Origin of the sequence: Streptomyces sp. MMG1121 (genome assembly GCF_001280015.1) — a bacterium.
Lineage (GTDB): Bacteria > Actinomycetota > Actinomycetes > Streptomycetales > Streptomycetaceae > Streptomyces.
Genome location: NZ_LGDV01000037.1, coordinates 1 through 1529 on the forward strand (window position 1 = coordinate 1; position 1529 = coordinate 1529).

The window sequence follows — 1529 nt, forward strand, 5'->3', positions numbered from 1 at the left end:
TACTTCACCGGTTCGGGTTCCGGCGCGGTGTCGGTCTCGGTCTCGCCCGCCGGGTCGAGGGGGGTCTTCACGGAGTCCAGCAGCAGTTGGGCCACGTCCACGACCTGGATGGATTCCTTGGCCTTGCCTTCGTTCTTCTTGCCGTTGACGGAGTCGGTGAGCATGACGAGGCAGAACGGGCAGGCGGTGGAGACGATGTCGGGGTTGAGGGAGAGGGCCTCGTCGACGCGTTCGTTGTTGATGCGCTTGCCGATGCGCTCTTCCATCCACATGCGGGCGCCGCCGGCGCCGCAGCAGAAGCCGCGTTCCTTGTGGCGGTGCATTTCCTCGTTGCGCAGGCCGGGGACCTTGCCGATGATCTCGCGCGGGGGGGTGTAGATCTTGTTGTGGCGGCCGAGGTAGCAGGGGTCGTGGTAGGTGATGATGCCCTCGACGGGGGTGACGGGGACCAGTTTGCCCTCGTCGACGAGGTGCTGGAGCAGCTGGGTGTGGTGGATGACCTCGTAGTCGCCGCCGAGCTGGGGGTATTCGTTGCCGAGGGTGTTGAGGCAGTGCGGGCAGGTGGCGACGATCTTCTTGGCGGACTTGGGCTTTTGCGTGGCCGGGTCTTCGTCGTCCTCGCCGAAGGCCGTGTTCAGCGCGGCGACGTTTTCCATGCCGAGTTCCTGGAAGAGGGGTTCGTTGCCCAGGCGGCGGGCGGAGTCGCCGGTGCACTTCTCGTCGCCGCCCATGATGGCGAACTTGACGCCGGCGATGTGGAGGAGTTCGGCGAAGGCCTTGGTGGTCTTCTTCGCGCGGTCTTCGAGGGCTCCGGCGCAGCCGACCCAGTAGAGGTAGTCGACTTCGGTGAGGTCTTCGATGTCCTTGCCGACGACGGGGATGTCGAAGTCGACTTCCTTGGTCCATTCCAGGCGCTGCTTCTTGGCCAGGCCCCAGGGGTTGCCCTTCTTCTCCAGGTTCTTGAGCATGGTGCCGGCCTCGGAGGGGAAGGCGGACTCGATCATGACCTGGTAGCGGCGCATGTCGACGATGTGGTCGACGTGCTCGATGTCGACGGGGCACTGTTCGACGCAGGCGCCGCAGGTGGTGCAGGACCACAGGACGTCGGGGTCGATGACGCCGCCTTCCTCGGCGGTGCCGATCAGCGGGCGTTCGGCCTCGGCGAGCGCGGCGGCCGGGACGTCCTTGAGGGCCTCGGCGGGGGCCTTCTCCTCGCCCTCCGCGCTCTTGCCGCCGCCGGCGAGCAGGTAGGGGGCCTTGGCGTGGGCGTTGTCCCGCAGCGACATGATCAGCAGCTTCGGGGACAGCGGCTTGCCGGTGTTCCAGGCCGGGCACTGCGACTGGCAACGCCCGCACTCGGTGCAGGTGGAGAAGTCCAGCAGGCCCTTCCAGGAGAACTGCTCGACCTGGGAGACACCGAAGACGTCGTCCTCACCGGGGTCGGAGAAGTCGATCGGCTTGCCGCCCGACGTCATCGGCAACAGCGCGCCCAGCGACGTAGCACCGTCCGCGTTCCGCTTGAACCAGAT

The 1529-nt window shown here is 66.6% G+C and carries 1 protein-coding gene; it reads right to left on the reverse strand.

Going from position 1 to position 1529, the window contains the following annotated elements; translation table 11 throughout:
- On the reverse strand, positions 1-1529 hold a 1529-nt coding region (locus tag ADK64_RS04985), incomplete at both ends, for a (Fe-S)-binding protein (RefSeq protein WP_053655189.1).